Genomic DNA, 14,866 nt, shown 5'->3' with positions numbered 1-14,866 from the left:
CCGCTCCCGGTCTTGCGAAGGTCCGGAGCCATTTGGTGAATGGAGACCCGATCATGGGCCTTGACGGCAAGCGCATCCTCGTCACCGGCGCCGGAAAGGGGATCGGCGCGGCGACGGCGCGGCGGCTGGCCGGCCAGGGCGCCAAGGTCGTCGCGCTGAGCCGGTCACGGGACGATCTGGATCGGCTGCGGGAGGATCTGGGCTGCGAGACGATCGCCTGCGATCTGTCGGACCTTGACGCCGCCCGACGCAGGGCGCGCGAGGCGCTGCCGCTCGACGGGCTGGTCAACAATGCCGGCACGACCGTGCTGGAGCCGTTCCTGGACACGCCGGTCGATGCGTTCGATCACCTCATGACGGTCAACGTCAAGGCGGCCATGGTGATCGCCCAGGTCGCCGCGCGCGACATGATCGGGCGCGGCGTCGCCGGTTCCATCGTCAACGTTTCAAGTGTCGCCGCATCGATCGGCATCGCCGATCACACGGCCTATTGCGCGTCCAAGGCGGCGCTCGACGCCCTGACCCGCGTCATGGCGATCGAGCTGGGTCCGCACGGCATCCGTGTCAATGCGGTGAACCCGGCCGTCACCCTGACGCCGATGGCGGACCCGGTGAAGAAGCGCATTCCGATGGGCCGCTTCATCGAGCCGGGCGAGGTCGCAGATGTCATCGCCTTTTTGCTGAGCGGCCGGGCCGGCATGGTTGCCGGCCACAGTCTCGCCGTCGATGGCGGCCTTCTGATCACGTGACCGGCATGTGCCGGTCAATTGCCGGCGCGCGCTTGCGTTTCGGGCCGCCTCGCCTGCGCCAGGAGCTGGCGGTAGCGCGAGGGCGGCATGCCTTTCTCGGCCAGAAAACGCCGGTTGAAGTTGGAGATGTTGCGAAACCCGGCGTCGAAACAGATGTCCGTGATCGGCCTTGACGGATCGGCCAGCAGTTCGCAGGCCTTGGCGATGCGCAGCTTGCGGACATAGTCGACGAAGGTGCAGCCCGTGTTCCGCTTGAAAAAGCGCGAGAAGGTGGGTTCGGTCATGCCGACCAGTTCGGCCGCGCGCGACATGCGCACCTCGTCGGTCAGATTGTCATAGACATAGTCCATGACCTCGCCGACCGCCCTTTGCACCTCCGGTTCCAGGTCCGGACCGTAATCGGGGCTGGACAGAAGGGTCCACTCCGGTGTCGTGGCCAGCAGATGGAGCAGTTCGAGCAGCCGGCCGAGCCGGGCCAAGCCCGTCAGGCCGCCGATGCTTTCCAGCATGTCGCCCGCCCGCCGCGCCGATGCGCCGTGGAACACCAGCCCGCGGCGCGACCGCTCGACCAGTTCCCCGAGTGCATCCAGTTCCGGCAGCAGCGCTGCGGCGCCGCAGAACCGCTCGTGATGGAACTGCAAGACGACATGGTCGTCCCTTGCGACCTGCCCCGAACGCAGGTTGGGCACCCAGTTGTGCGGCAGGTTCGGTCCGACCATGGCGATGTAGCCGGGTTCGTACTCCTGAATGTGATCGCCGACGAAGGCCACGCCATGGGTGGCGCGGATGCGATGGATCTCGCATTCGGGGTGATGATTCCAGCGCGTCAGGTCGCAGGGATAGTCGTGAACGTGCCAGCGAAACGACGCGCCGGGATCGACGGCGATCCACTCAAATCGCGGCGCGGTCATCGGCTGGTCGGTCAATCGGCCCCCCGGTCTCAAAGGCGCCGGCACATTATCACGCGGCGACCTTGATCTGAAGCTTGATGTCGGAGGCGTGGCCGGCCGCGGCGCGCTCGAACGCCGTGACGGACTCCTCGAACGGGAAGGTGGCGCTGACAAGGGGGGTCAGATCCACCGCGCCCGAGGCGATCAGGTTCAGCGCCCGGTCGAACACGTTGGCGTATCGGAAGACGGTCTCGATGCGCACCTCGCGCGCCTGCGCGGCGACGATGTCGACGGCCACCGGATCGGGCGGCATGCCGACGAGAACGACGGTGCCGGCCGGCCTGACCAGGCCGAACAGGCCGTCGAACGCCTTCGGGCTGCCGCTGGCCTCGACCACGATATCGGCGCCCCATCCATCGGTCGCCGCATCGACGAAAGCGGCAAGGTCGGTCTTGCGCACATTGACCGGGACGACATTGTCATATCGGCCGGCGATCGCGAGCTTCTCGTCGACCAGATCGGAGATCATGATCCGGCTGCATCCGCCGGCCAGAAGCGCCAGGGCGCACATGATGCCGATCGGCCCCGCGCCGAGCACGAGCGCGATATCACCGGGCGTGATCCGCGCCCGGCTCGCGGCCTGCATGCCGATGGCGAAGGGTTCGACCATGGCGCCCTCGGCGAAGCTGACCTGGTCGGGCATCTTGAACGTGAAGCCCGCCGGATGGACCACTTGCGGGGCAAGACAGCCATGCACGGGCGGTGTCGCCCAGAAGACCACGTCCGGATCGACATTGTAGGCGCCGAGCTTGACGGCCCTTGAATTGGCCGCGGGGATGCCCGGTTCCATGCAGACCCGGTCGCCGGGCTTGAGGTTTCGCACGCGCGCGCCGGCCTGCCGCACCACGCCCGATGCCTCATGGCCCAGCACCATAGGTTCCCGGACGATGAAAGGCCCGATATGGCCATGCGTGTAATAGTGGACGTCGCTGCCGCAAATGCCGACCGTGTCGATGTCGATCAGCACCTCGTCGGGGCCGGGCGAGGTCGGCAGATCGATCTCCCGGATCGCGATTTCTCCGATGCGTTCGAGTATGACCGCTTTCACGACGAAGCACCTCCCGGATCGTGTCGGGGCCGCATGTTAGGCCATTTCCGGCCCAGCTCTAGGCCGGGGCAAGATATCAACCGATACGAATTTTCAGTTCAGTGTCGATGCCGGTCTCCGTTTTCCAAATCGATGCGGCCCAGAACACGATCGATAAAGCTGGCGAGCCAAATGCCGCCATCGACCTGTTTGATGCCGAGCCCCTGGCCGGCCGGGCGCCTTCACGGCGGCGGCAGGATGGCGCGCAGAAACCCCGCCAGATCGTCGGTGACATGGTCGACCTGATCGTCGACATCCTCGCGTTCCCAAATCTCGGAGAACGTCGCCTCGAAGTTGCGCGGCACGATCAGCACGGTCTTCATGCCCAGCGACTTGGGAACGATCAGGTTGCGCGCCAGATCCTCGAACATGGCGGCGCGCGCGCAATCCACCCGATGGATCGCGCGGAACTTGTCATAGGTCTCACCGGCCGGTTTGGGCACAAGGTCGGCGGCCACGATGTCGAAGATCTCGTCGAAATGGTCCAGAACGCCCAACTGGCGCGCGGCGCGCTCGGCATGTTTCCTGTCGCCGTTCGTGAAGATGAACTTGCGGCCCGGCAGCGCCCTGATCGCCTCGCCGAGCGCGGGGTCCGGATCGAGCCAGGAATAATCGATGTCGTGCACCCTTTCGAGGAAGTCGTCCGGGTCGACATTGTGCCGCTGCATCAGGCCCGCGAGCGTCGTGCCATATTGTCTGTAATAATCCTTCTGAACCTTGCGCGCCTCGGCGCGCGACAGTTGCAGCAGGTCGGAGACATAGCCCGTCATCGCCACGTCGATCTGCGAGAACAGGTTCGAATGGTGCGGATAGAGCGTGTTGTCGAGATCGAACACCCATTCGCGGACATGGGCGAAATCGGCCGGGGAGGGGGCATGGACGGTCATGGCCGCCTTATGGCACACGCCGGCACGGGCCGAAACCGAAACCGCCGGCGCGCCGCCGTGGAGATGCGATGGAGCTTTGGATACCGATCACCATCGCCGCAGCGTTCGTCCAGAACCTGCGGTCGGGTCTTCAGCGCCACCTGCGCACGGTCACGGGCACGACGGGCGCCACCTTCGTGCGCTTCGGTTTCGGCATGCCGGTGGCCTTCGCGCTGCTGGCGCTCGTCCTTTGGTTGACCGGCGCGACCCTGCCGCCGGCCAACGCGGCGTTCTGGATCTGGGTGGTCGTCGCCGCCGCCACGCAGATCGTCGCGCAGGCGCTCCTGGTCGTCATGTTCACCCGCCGGAGCTTCGCCGTCGGTTCGGCCTATTCGCGCACCGAGCCGGTGCAGGCGACGATCTTCGGCCTCGTCCTGCTGTCCGATCGCGCCGCCCCGGCCGTTCTGGCCGCGATCGTCATTTCGGTCGCCGGCGTCCTTGTGCTGACCCTTGCGCGCCAGGGCGCGCCCCATCCCGGCGGACGCGGGCCCGCGCTCCCATCCCTCATGTCGGCGACCGCCCTGATCGGGCTCGCCTCGGGCACCTTCTTCGGCCTTGCCGCCGTCGCCTACCGGGCCGCCTCTCTCAGCCTTGGCGGCCCCAATGTCCTCGTGCAGGCCGGTCTGACGCTGTGCGTCGCCATCACCGTGCAGACGCTGGCCATGCTTGTCTGGATGGCATGGCGCGACCGCGCCGAACTGCGCCGCGTCGCCGCCGCATGGCGGCTTGGCGCCCTGGCGGGCCTTGCCGGCGCGCTCGCCTCTTTCGGCTGGTTTTCGGCCATGACGCTCCAGCAGGCCGGCGCCGTCAAGGCGCTGGCCCAGATCGAGATGCTGTTCGCCTATGCGACGACGGTGTTCGTCTTCCGCGAGCAGATCAACCGCGCCGAGATCGCCGGCTGTGCGCTGATCGCCGCCGGCGTCGTGATCCTCGTCCTCGTCTAGGCCGTGTGGACAGTTAGATTTCGGACAAGGCGGCCGGATCGAGGGGTTCGGCGTCCTTGTGGCGTGCGACGATGGCCGCCAGATCGGCCTCGGCCATCTGGCGGTTCAGCGCCTCAAAGGAGGGAAGCACGAAGTAGGCGCGCTGGAAGGCGTCGATCTCGTAATGGGTGCGCATGACCGTCTCGATGTCCATCGGCACGCGATTGGCGTCGGGGCTTTCGGCGGCGAACCGCAATTCGGAGAAGGACGACATCAGCCCCGCGCCGAAGACCTTGAGCGGCGCGCGCGGCTCCCGGATCAGGCCGAACTCGGCCGTGTACCAGTAAAGCCGGGTGATCATCGTCTCGCCGCCAAGCGGTATCAGCTCAAGCGCCTTTGCGCCATAAGTCTGCATGAAGTCGGCGAAGTCGGGCTGCGTCAGGATCGGCACATGGCCAAAGAAGTCGTGAAACATGTCCGGCTCGACGATATAGTCCAGCTCGTCCATCGCGCGCAGCCAGTTGGTCACCGGAAAGCGCCGGTTGGCCAGGTGGTTGAAGAACGGTTCCGCCGGGATCAGACCCGGCACGGCCACCAGCGTCCAACCGGTCATGGCCGACAGTTGCGCGCTTACCGCGTCGAAATCCGGCACCCGGTCGAGCAGGCCGAGCGCTGCGACGCCGTCCAGATAGGAGCTGTGGGCATATTGCTCGATCAGCCCTGTCTGACGGTTGCACAGCGTGCGCCAGACGCTCTGGTCCCGGTCCGTATAGTTCCGATAGTCCTGGGCCACGGTGAAGTCGGCGCGGCATTTCGAATAATCGCCGCGCATGCCCCGGGCGGCGCATTCGGCGGCATAGTGCGACACGCAGATCGACATGGCTTCCTCCCGATTGCCTTGCCGGCAGGTTAGCATTTCCGCCCGCGTAATTTTGACTTTTGTTCCCATAGGGGGGCAGGTTGCGAGTGAATGATCCAATCCAAAGATGGTTTATGACGATGATTTCACTCGACAGGCATGAGGTGGCGATGCTGGACATTCTACAGCGCGACGGTCGCCGCACGATCACCGACCTTGCCGCCGATATCGGTCTTTCGGCGACACCGTGCACGCGTCGCTTCGAGCGCCTGCTGCGGCTCGGCGTGGTCCGCGCGATCGTCGCCCGGCTCGATCGTCGCCTGCTCGGGCTGGAAGTGGAGGTGTTCGTCCAGGTACGCCTTGCCAGCCACGCCGACGACACGCCCGACACGTTCATCGCCATGGTCGACCGGCTCGAAGAGGTCGTCGCATGCTGGTCGCTGACCGGCGATTTCGATTTCATGCTTCAGGTCGTGACCGCCAATGTGGACGCGCTCAACGATTTCATCGGCGGAACGCTTCTGAAGTTCCCTGGCATTCGCGATGTGCGCACCAATCTGGTGCTCAAGAATCATAAGGGACCCGCGCGTCTGCCGCTCGGCCATCTGGGCCGCGGCGGGCCGTGACCTGCGCGAGCGCGGTCCCGACCGCGGCCCAGCGTGATGCCCCATTCATGCCGTGCGACCATTTCGCACCGATGTATGCACCCTGGCCCAGCTTGCACGACCGCCGTTTTTTTGTTTGGCTGAGCGGCGCCTTTCGCGTTCATGCCGACCGCCTCCGGTGACGGGGTCGCCTCAAACTGTGTTCTCAGGGAAGATCAATCGTGCCACAAACGACGGACCCGATCCTCGAAATCAAGAACCTGTCGGTCGCGCTCCCGCCGAGCGCCGACAGGGCATATGCTGTCGAGGATGTGTCGCTGACGCTCCATCGCGGGGAGATCCTGTGCATCGTCGGCGAAAGCGGTTCGGGCAAGTCCGTCATGACCAGTTGCATCATGAACGATGTGGCGGACCGTCTCAGGATTACCTCCGGGGAAGTGATCTTCGACGGCAGGGATGTGCTGAAACTGCCGCCCAGGGAACTGAACAAGCTGCGCGGCGCGCGCATCTCCATGGTTTACCAGGAGCCGATGGCGGCGCTGAACCCGGCCATGAAGATCGGCAAGCAGGTCGACGAGGTGTTCGCGCTGCACCGGCCGGAAATCGCGCCGGGCGCGCGCAAGGCCGAGACGCTGAAGCTGCTCGAACAGATGAAGCTGCCAACGCCCGAGCGGATCTACGCCAGCTATCCGCACCAGGTTTCCGGCGGCCAGTCCCAGCGGGTCGTCATCGCCATGGCGCTGGCCTGCAACCCGGACATCCTGATTGCCGACGAGCCGACGACGGCGCTGGACGTGACGACGCAGGCCGAAATCCTGCGCCTGATCAACGACCTCAAGGAAGTCTACAACAACGCCACGATCTTCATCACGCACGATTTCGGCGTTGTCGCCGACGTGGCCGATCGCGTGGCGGTGATGTGCTGGGGCAAGGTCATCGAGCAGGGTCCGAAAGAGCAGATCCTGATGAATCCGAAGGAGCCCTATACGCAGCTGCTGGTCGACGCCATGCCGCTTCTGAAGACGATGCGGGGCCCCGACGAGACCCGCAACGACCCGCCTGTGGTCGAGGTCAGGTCGCTTCACAAGGTCTACCAGACCGGTGCCCGCCAGGTGCACGCGCTCAAGGATGCAAGCTTCGTCCTGCGTTCGGGCGAGACGCTCGGCGTCGTCGGCGAAAGCGGCTCGGGCAAGTCGACGCTCGCCAAGACGCTGATCCGGCTCGCCGAACCCACATCCGGCTCGGTGATCATCAACGAGCAGGATTTCCTGGCCCTGACCGGCGACGACCTGGTGCGCGCGCGCAAGAACATCCAGATGATCTTCCAGGACCCTTACGGTTCACTCAACCCGTCCCAGTCGGTCGGCTACATGATCACGCGCGGACTGCACTTGCAGGGCATCGGTCCCGAGGAGGCCCGCAAGCGGGCGATCGAACTGCTCGACCAGGTGGGCCTTGGCGAAAAGGCCATGCACCGGACGCCGCGCAACTTTTCGGGCGGGCAGCGCCAGCGCATCGGCATCGCGCGCGCCTTGTCGATGGAGCCCGACGTCGTCATCGCCGACGAGAGCGTCTCCGCGCTCGATCTGTCGGTCCAGAAGCAGGTGCTGCGTCTGATGAACGATCTTCAGGCCAAGTACAGGATGGCGATCATCTTCATCACCCACGACCTGCGCGTCGCCGCGCAGATTTCGGACTATATCACGGTGATGGAAAAGGGGGTCATGGTCGAATTCGGCACCGCCGAAGAGGTGTTCAATTCGCCCAGGCACGAATACACCAAGCGCCTTCTGGACGCCGCGCCCGGAAAGGACTGGAGTCCGCCGCGCCTTACCGTCGAGGAAGCCGAACGGATCGCGGCCAGCATCGAACGGGCCTGATCGCGCCCGCGCCGCCTTCGCTGCCGCGCTCAGTCCTTCAGGGATTCCTCGCGCAGCGCATCGGCCAGAAGGTTCAGGCCGAGCACGAAGCTCATCAGCGCGATCGCCGGAACCAGTGCCGGCCAGACATAAAGGCGCAGGAGCTGCGAGCCGTCCTTGATCGCCGTGCCCCAGTCGGGGCTCTCGGGCGGCATGCCGAGGCCGAAATAGCCAAGCGTGCCCAGAAGGATGGTCGTATAGCCGATGCGCAGGCAGGCATCGACGATCAGTGGGCCGCGCGCATTGGGCAGCACTTCCCAGAGCATGATATACCAGGGTCCCTCGCCGCGCGTCTGGGCCGCCGCGACATAGTCGCGCGTCTTGATGTCCATGACCAGGCCGCGCGTGATGCGGAACACGCCGGGGCTCGATGCGAAGACGACGGCGACGAAGATATTGAGCTGGCCAGGCTCGATCGAGATGATCTTGAAGATCCCAAGGTCGAACAGCGCGGCAAGCGGACCAAGCCCGTTGTTGCGCAGCGCCTGGACGACGAAATCGTTCGAGACCAGCGATATCCACACCCATGATCCCACCAGGACGGTCACCGCGATCGCCGACCACATGAATTGCGGCTGCGCCTGGTAGCGCGTGTAGAACAGCATCGCAAAGAAGATCATCGGAAAGACGAAGAACAGGCCCGCGAGCGTGTAGGGGATCGGCGTCTCCGAGATGCCGGGCGTGACCAGAAGGTAGAACAGAAGGATCACCGGGAAGGCGAGCACCAGATTGGCGAGGAAGGACAGGATGTTGTCCATGCGCCCGCCATAATAGCCGGCCGGCAGGCCCAGTGTGATGCCGACCATGAGCGCGAAGGCCGTCGCCGCCGGCGCGATGACCAGAACGATCTGCGAGCCGTGGACGACGCGGCTGAACACATCGCGCGCCAGCTTGTCGCCGCCGAGCAGGAAAGCCTGCCCCGTCTCCGGGTCGATCGACCCGGGCACCGCGTTCTTCAGGACCGGCACGACCCCGATCGGGTTGAACGGGGCGATCAACGGCGCAAACAGCGCCGAAAACAGCCAAAAGCCGATGAACGCCAGACCGGCGATCCCGACCGCGCCGTCATAGAGCTGCCCGTAAAGGCCAAGCCGCGCCCGGTATATGTGGCTCAGCGTCCCGACGATGATCATCGCCGCCCAGACGGGCCAGAACCGGGCGATGATCTGGATGATGATTTCGAATGTGGAGATTGTCTCGATCATGGTTGATCTCTTTCCGCGCTACGACACACGGATGCGCGGATTGAGCAGGGCGTAGCCGACATCGGACAACAACTGCGTCACCAGCACGACGACGACCGACACGAGCGCGCAGGCGAGCAGCAGGTCGATGTCATTGTTGGACGCCGCCTCGACCAGAAGGAAGCCGAAGCCCTGATAGCGGAACATCGCCTCGACGATGACGACGCCCGTCAAAAGCCAGGGAAATTGCAGCATGATGACCGTGAACGGGGCGATCAGCGCGTTGCGCAGCGCGTGTTTTACAACGACGCCCGAGAATGTCAGGCCCTTGAGCCGGGCCGTTCGAATGTATTGCGCCGTCATCACCTCGGCCATCGAGGCGCGCGTCATGCGCGCGATGTAGCCCATGCCGTAGATCGCCATTGTCATCACGGGGAGCGCGAAATTGGTGAAGGTGATGCCTTCGCGCGTGGCGGTCGCCGCCGACCCGTTCAGCCAGCCCAGCCATGAGGCGAAGATGACGGTGAAGATGACCCCGGACACATATTCGGGGGTCGCCGTCGAGGCGATCGAGGCCACCGACAGACTTCGGTCCGTGCGCGAGCCCTCGCGCATCCCGGCCAGTATGCCGACGATCAGCGCGCCGGGCACCATCACCAGCATGACGTAGAACATCAGCCAACCCGTCGCCTGGATCGCAGGCACGAGCCGCTCGGACACCTGCGTGCGGAACCGTGTCGAACAGCCGAAATCGCCTTGCAGCACGCCGGAAAAGCGCGCCTCGGCCGGCTCGTCGCAGAACCGGAACCGCGGCACGGCCTCGCCCGTTTCGGGATCGAACCTGGGCTGCTTCTGGACGACGCCCAGCCACTGGCCGTAGCGGACGATGAAATTGTCGCGATAACCGTTCCTGGCGAGCCAGCTTTCGATCTGCGCGTCGGTGGCCCGCATATTGGTCTGGCTGATCGAGAGCTTTCTCAGATTGGGTTCGAGATTGACCAGAAAGAAGACGACGAGCGTCAGACAGAGCATGGTCAACGCCATGATTCCCAGACGCCGGGCGATGAACGTGATCAAACTGTCTCTCCCCTAAGGCCCTGCCCAGCATCTGACGATTGCCTGAGCGGAACCTGGTCGCGGTCGGTCCCGGACCCTTTCGGGACTTTTCCGTCCCGTTTGAAAAGGCGCATCCGCTCGCCCGGACGCGCCCTTCCGTTCGCGCGGTCAGGCGTCGAGCCAGACCACCTCCATGTCCATTTCGTAGGTCGGATGCATGTGATAATTCATAAGTTCGGGCACCGAGTGATGGAACAGCGAGCGCCAGTAGGACTGGATCATGATGCCCGAATCCTGAAGGATTTTCTGAATGTCTACCATCACCTCGCGGCGCTGGTCGGCGTCGGCGATCGCCAGCGCCTGGGTCAGCTTCTCGTCGAATTCGGGGTTCGAATACCCCGCCTCGTTCCACGCCTCGCCGGTGCGGTAGGCCAGCGCCAGGATCTGCACGCCGAGCGGCCGATGGTTCCAGTTGGTCGACGAATAGGGGTATTTCGTCCAGTCGTTCCAGAAGGTGGACGGGGGCAGCACGGTCCGCTTGATCTTGAAGCCCGCCTCGCGCAACTGGGCGGCCACCGCGTCGGTCGTGTTCTTGCGGTAGTCGTCGTCGATCGAGATGATCTCATGCTCGAAATCCATCTGGCCGGCTTCGGTCATCAGGGCGACGGCACCCTCGATGTCGCGGCCGATCGCGGGCAGTTCGGCATATTCGGGGTGGATCGGCGCCACATGGTGGTTCTCGGCCACCGTGCCCTGGCCGGCAATGCCGAGTTTGAGCACGACATTGTTGTCGACGGCAAGCTGCAGCGCGTTGCGCACCCGCTGGTCGTCATAGGGCGGGTTGTTGACGTTGGTGCGGACCACGACGGTTGCGCCGGTGACCGCCTCGGAGGCGACCATGCCCAGGCTTTCGAAAATATCGACGAAATCGCCGGTCGATTCGTAGTTGCCGTGGATCTCGCCCGATTCGAAGGCGGCGATGGTCGCCGACTGATCCTGGCCGTAGTCGACGAAGATCACCTCGTCGAGCAGCGCCTCGCCGCCCCACCACGAACCGTTCTCGCGGCGCTTGTACTCGGCGCGGTCACCCACGGAGAACGAGACCAGCTCGAACGGGCCGGTGCCGATGGGGTTGTCCGCCAACTCGCCGGTCTCGGCGTAGGAGGGATGCACGATCAGTGCCGGATAGTCGGAAATGCCGGCGATCAGGGTAATGTCCGGACGCGGCAGCATGAGCTTGACCGTGTGGTCGTCGACCCTGACGATCGTGCCTTCGGCCGCCTTGCCGGTCGCCTCGTCGACCATGACGGCGAAGCGCGCGGCCATGGAGTTGCCCTCCACGTCCCGTTCGCACCAGCGCTCTATGTTGAAGATCACATCGTCGACGGTGAAGTCGTCGCCATTGTTCCATTTGACGCCCCGGCGAACGCGCAGCGTGTATTCGGTCGCATCGTCATTGATTTCCCAGCCTTCGAGCAGGCGGGGCTCGAAGGTGAACTCGGTCGTGTACTTGACCAGCGGCTCCAGGAACTGGCGGGCCAGATTGCCCATCTGCGACCAGTCGAAGATGCGTGGATCCTTCAGCTCGCGCACATCCATGGCGATGGTGACCGTGCCGCCGCGCCTGGGCTCCTTTGCCATGGCGCGGCCGGGGGCCGTCATGCCGATCATCGAATAGGCGGCGGCCGTCGTGGCGCCGAAGGTGGTGGCGAGCGCAAGGAACTCGCGCCGGTCCATCCTGCCGGCCCTGGTCTGATCGGCCAGCGTCTCGATATGCCTCGGCATGGGATCACCGTTGCGGTTCATGAATGCCATTAAAGCCTCCCGGGGGTTTCAGCATTTTCCATTGCCTAATTTTGAACACACGGTCGGAGATGTCAAAGCACTACGAAAATTTTAGGTGATGCGACCTGCCGGCGCGTCCGGGCGGGCGGTTGCGCAGGCGCACGGGATTTGTAAACCCGAACCGTGTATAGCCGTCCGCGCGGCGCATCGCCGACCCACGCCAGACGAAAGCGCCCATGGCCGACCAGACCATCGCAGCCGCAGCCCTTCTGGGCGTTCTTGAAGGGCTGACCGAGTTCATTCCGGTGTCCTCGACGGGCCATCTGCTTCTTGCCGGCCATTTCCTGGGGTTCCAGTCCACCGGAAAGACCTTCGAGGTGTTGATCCAGCTTGGCGCGATCGGCGCGCTCGTCGGCGTCTATGCGGCGCGGCTGTGGCAAATGGCCACGCGCCTGCCCGAGGACCGGCGGACGCAACGCTTCGTCCTGGGCGTCCTGCTCGCCTTCCTGCCGGCGGCGGTGGTCGGCGTGCTGGCGCACGGCTTCATCAAGACCGTGCTGTTCGAGACCCCGCTTGTGATCTGCATCGTGCTGATCGTCGGCGGCTTCATCCTGCTGTGGATAGACCGGTTGCCGCTCAAGCCCAGATATGCCGACGCGATGGATTATCCGCCGTCTCTGGCGTTCAAGATCGGCCTGTTCCAGTGCCTTGCCATGGTGCCCGGCACGTCGCGCTCGGGCGCGACCATCGTCGGCGCGCTGCTGATGGGCGCCGACAAGCGCTCGGCCGCCGAATTTTCCTTCTTCCTCGCCATGCCGACCATGGCGGGCGCCTTCGCCTACGACCTCTACCAGAACCGCAATATCCTGACGTTCGACGATGCGGTGATCATCGCCACCGGCCTTCTCACCTCGTTCGTGGTCGCGATCCTCGTGGTGCGCTGGCTGCTCGACCATGTCTCGCGCTACGGCTTTGCGCTGTTCGCATGGTGGCGGATCGCCGTCGGCTCGGCCGGCCTTGCGGGGCTTTGGCTGATCGGCTGAGCGTCAGCCCTCTGTGTCCTTGGGCGTGTCATGCTTGCGGAACTGGCCCGTCCTGCGGAACCGCCAAAGATAGGTCGGCAGGATCGCCTCGATCGTCGCGCCGGCGATCCCGATCCCCTCAAGCGTGCGCCCCTCCTCGACGGCGGCCTCGGAGACGACATTGTCGTGCCTGAGCAGCCGGACCTGATCCTCGGTGATCAGCGGCGTGCCCGGCATCATCTGGAAGAAGCGGCCCTGGACCGCCGCCGCCCACCACGGAACCTGAACGAGCAGGCGCTTGCGCTCGATCACTTCGAGCATCTCCTCAAGGCACTTGCGGAAGCTCATGACCTCGGGGCCGCCAAGCTCGTAGGTCGTCCCGCCCGCGAGCCGGCCGTCGATCGCGCGGGCGATCGCCTCGGCGACATCACCCACATAGACCGGCTGGAGCTTCGTTGCGCCGGCGCCGATCAGCGGCAGGACCGGCGTGAACCGGGCCATCGCGGCGAACCGGTTGAAGAAACCGTCCTCTGGCCCGAACACGATGGACGGACGCATGACGATCGCTTGGTCGCCCAGCGCCCGGCGCACCCGGTCCTCGCCTTGCGCCTTCGAGCGCGCATAGGCTGCCGCGCTGTCCGGATCGGCGCCGATCGCCGACACGTGGACGAGCGGAATGGCGGCCGTCTTGCACGCCTCGGCGACGTGGCGCGCACCATGGGCCTGCACGGCCTCGAACCCCTGCTTGCCGCTCTCGAACAGGATGCCGACCAGGTTGACGGCCGCGTCGGCGCCCTCGACGGCGCGCTCGACCGAGCCCTTGTGCCGCAGATTGGCCTGCATGGCGGCGATCTGCCCGACATCGCCGAGCGGTTGCAGGTGGAAGGCGAGATCGGGCCGGCGCACGGCGGCCCGGACCCGATGACCGCGCTTGGCGAGCGCCCGCGTCACATGCCGGCCCAGAAAGCCCGATCCGCCAAACACGGTGATCACCTTGGGTTTGTCGGACAGGGTGGTCATGATCGCGTGCCTCCGGATGCGCCGGCGCGCCGGCGTCGATCGCGGCGCGGTTTCCGACCGGCTCTGTAGTCGCTTATAGCCCCGCCGGAAAGGGGGTCGTTGGACGCAGGAGCCGCAGGCCCCGCCCGGCCGGGCTACGGCTCGTCGCCGACGGGCCCGCGCATCTTCTTGACCTGCGAGCGGCCGGCCTTGGCCTTCAGGCGCCGCTCCACCGATCCGCGCGTCGGGCGCGTCTTCTTGCGGGGCGGCGGCGGCTCCAGCGCCCGCTCGATCAGCGCGGCGAGCCTTTCGCGCGCCTCGCGCCGGTTGCGTTCCTGAGTGCGAAAGCGATTGGCCTCGATCACGATCTCGCCGTCCTTGGTGGCGCGGCGCCCGGCCAGGCGCAGCAGGCGCGCGCACTGGGTCCGGGTGAGCAGACCGGACCGGCTTGCCTGAAACCGCAACTGCACGCTCGTCGCCACCTTGTTGACGTTCTGCCCGCCGGGGCCCGAGGCATGGATGAACGTTTCGGTGAGCGTCCAGCCGGGCACCGCGCGCCCGTCGGCGAGCCGCAGCGGGTCAGCGCCCATCGGCGCTGATCCAGCTTGCCGACCGATCGAGGGGCTTGCGGGCGATCGCGGGTACGCGCGCGCCCTCGGCCGGGTAGCCCGCAACGAGCACGATCACCGGTTTCTCGTTGGCCGGGCGTCCGCAAATGTCGGACAGAAAGCCCATGGGCGAGGGCGTGTGGGTCAGCGTGGCGAGCCCCGCATTGTGCAGCGCGGCGATCAGAAAGCCGGTG

14 protein-coding genes and 1 pseudogene are annotated in these 14,866 nt (G+C 65.4%); 5 read left to right on the top strand and 10 right to left on the bottom strand.

Features of this window, described 5'->3' with window-relative positions; translation table 11 throughout:
* Positions 1-53: 53 nt before the first annotated feature.
* Positions 54-749 (top strand): SDR family oxidoreductase, encoded by a 696-nt coding sequence (locus tag AC5E6L_RS01295; RefSeq protein WP_491770711.1) that lies wholly within the window; start codon positions 54-56, stop codon positions 747-749.
* Between the two features lie 14 nt (positions 750-763).
* Here the strand turns inward: AC5E6L_RS01295 and AC5E6L_RS01290 are convergent, their stop codons facing one another.
* The 3 genes from AC5E6L_RS01290 to AC5E6L_RS01280 form a co-directional block, all read right to left on the bottom strand.
* The gene (locus AC5E6L_RS01290) at positions 764-1,675 is read right to left on the bottom strand and encodes an AraC family transcriptional regulator (protein WP_491770709.1); all 912 of its coding nucleotides are present in this window, start codon (positions 1,673-1,675) and stop codon (positions 764-766) included.
* Positions 1,676-1,709: 34 nt separating this feature from the next.
* Positions 1,710-2,747, bottom strand: coding sequence for an NAD(P)-dependent alcohol dehydrogenase (locus AC5E6L_RS01285; protein WP_491770707.1), 1,038 nt, complete (start codon positions 2,745-2,747; stop codon positions 1,710-1,712).
* A gap of 221 nt (positions 2,748-2,968) precedes the next feature.
* Positions 2,969-3,673 (bottom strand): pyrimidine 5'-nucleotidase, encoded by a 705-nt coding sequence (locus AC5E6L_RS01280; RefSeq protein WP_491228403.1) that lies wholly within the window; start codon positions 3,671-3,673, stop codon positions 2,969-2,971.
* Positions 3,674-3,741: 68 nt separating this feature from the next.
* On the opposite strand from AC5E6L_RS01280, the gene AC5E6L_RS01275 reads away from it, so the two are divergent.
* Complete coding sequence (locus tag AC5E6L_RS01275; protein ID WP_491770705.1) at positions 3,742-4,656, top strand: DMT family transporter; 915 nt, start codon at positions 3,742-3,744, stop codon at positions 4,654-4,656.
* A gap of 13 nt (positions 4,657-4,669) precedes the next feature.
* Here AC5E6L_RS01275 and phhA read toward each other — a convergent pair whose 3' ends face one another.
* A complete protein-coding gene (phhA, locus tag AC5E6L_RS01270) occupies positions 4,670-5,515 on the bottom strand; it encodes a phenylalanine 4-monooxygenase (RefSeq protein WP_491770703.1) in 846 nt (281 codons plus the stop codon).
* Between the two features lie 113 nt (positions 5,516-5,628).
* On the opposite strand from phhA, the gene AC5E6L_RS01265 reads away from it, so the two are divergent.
* Together AC5E6L_RS01265 and AC5E6L_RS01260 are read left to right on the top strand one after the other, a co-directional pair.
* Entirely contained in the window at positions 5,629-6,120 is a 492-nt protein-coding gene (locus tag AC5E6L_RS01265; RefSeq protein WP_491228400.1) for an Lrp/AsnC family transcriptional regulator, read from the top strand.
* Positions 6,121-6,320: 200 nt separating this feature from the next.
* On the top strand, positions 6,321-7,979 hold the full coding sequence (locus AC5E6L_RS01260; RefSeq protein WP_491228399.1) for a dipeptide ABC transporter ATP-binding protein: 1,659 nt from the start codon (positions 6,321-6,323) through the stop codon (positions 7,977-7,979).
* A gap of 29 nt (positions 7,980-8,008) precedes the next feature.
* Here AC5E6L_RS01260 and AC5E6L_RS01255 read toward each other — a convergent pair whose 3' ends face one another.
* The 3 genes from AC5E6L_RS01255 to AC5E6L_RS01245 all read right to left on the bottom strand — a co-directional run bounded on the left by AC5E6L_RS01255 (position 8,009) and on the right by AC5E6L_RS01245 (position 12,073).
* The gene (locus AC5E6L_RS01255; protein WP_491228398.1) at positions 8,009-9,223 is read right to left on the bottom strand and encodes an ABC transporter permease; all 1,215 of its coding nucleotides are present in this window, start codon (positions 9,221-9,223) and stop codon (positions 8,009-8,011) included.
* Positions 9,224-9,241: 18 nt separating this feature from the next.
* On the bottom strand, positions 9,242-10,279 hold the full coding sequence (locus AC5E6L_RS01250; protein WP_491770700.1) for an ABC transporter permease: 1,038 nt from the start codon (positions 10,277-10,279) through the stop codon (positions 9,242-9,244).
* A gap of 147 nt (positions 10,280-10,426) precedes the next feature.
* Positions 10,427-12,073 (bottom strand): ABC transporter substrate-binding protein, encoded by a 1,647-nt coding sequence (locus AC5E6L_RS01245; RefSeq protein WP_491228396.1) that lies wholly within the window; start codon positions 12,071-12,073, stop codon positions 10,427-10,429.
* Positions 12,074-12,279: 206 nt separating this feature from the next.
* Here AC5E6L_RS01245 and AC5E6L_RS01240 point away from each other — a divergent pair, with 206 nt between their 5' ends.
* Positions 12,280-13,086, top strand: a complete 807-nt coding sequence (locus AC5E6L_RS01240) for an undecaprenyl-diphosphate phosphatase (protein WP_491228395.1) — start codon at positions 12,280-12,282, stop codon at positions 13,084-13,086.
* Positions 13,087-13,089: 3 nt separating this feature from the next.
* On the opposite strand, the gene AC5E6L_RS01235 is transcribed toward AC5E6L_RS01240, so the two are convergent.
* The 3 genes and pseudogenes from AC5E6L_RS01235 to AC5E6L_RS01225 all read right to left on the bottom strand — a co-directional run.
* Positions 13,090-14,085 (bottom strand): complex I NDUFA9 subunit family protein, encoded by a 996-nt coding sequence (locus AC5E6L_RS01235; RefSeq protein WP_491228394.1) that lies wholly within the window; start codon positions 14,083-14,085, stop codon positions 13,090-13,092.
* Between the two features lie 134 nt (positions 14,086-14,219).
* Entirely contained in the window at positions 14,220-14,654 is a 435-nt protein-coding gene (arfB, locus tag AC5E6L_RS01230; RefSeq protein WP_491228393.1) for an alternative ribosome rescue aminoacyl-tRNA hydrolase ArfB, read from the bottom strand.
* Positions 14,644-14,866, bottom strand: a pseudogene (locus tag AC5E6L_RS01225) (nitroreductase family protein); the annotation flags it as partial. The pseudogene AC5E6L_RS01225 and the gene arfB, both read right to left, overlap by 11 nt.

Source organism: Roseitalea sp. (assembly GCF_984466335.1).
Note: the sequence above shows the minus strand (reverse complement) of the source record. Positions and strands in the feature narration are given on the sequence as shown.